The 218-nt window shown below is 61.5% G+C and carries 1 pseudogene; it reads left to right on the forward strand.

The features are described 5' to 3' along the window. Positions 1–218, forward strand: a pseudogene (locus XH88_RS25550) (IS630 family transposase); the annotation flags it as partial.

Here is a 218-nt window from a genome sequence, read left to right on the forward strand (position 1 = left end):
CGGGTCGATGAGACTGGCAGCGTGGCTCCAGGCCAGATGGGCGGTCATAAGCCGAAGGCGGTTTCGGGTGAGCACGCGGTCTGGCTGTCACAACGGATCAAGGACGGCGATTTCACCCTGCGTGGGCTCGTTGCCGAGCTTGCCGGACGCGGCCTGAAGGTCGACTACCACTCGGTGTGGGACTTCGTGCATGCCGAGAAGCTCAGCTTCAAAAAAAA

Origin of the sequence: Bradyrhizobium sp. CCBAU 51627 (assembly GCF_028128765.1) — a bacterium.
Taxonomy (GTDB): domain Bacteria; phylum Pseudomonadota; class Alphaproteobacteria; order Rhizobiales; family Xanthobacteraceae; genus Bradyrhizobium.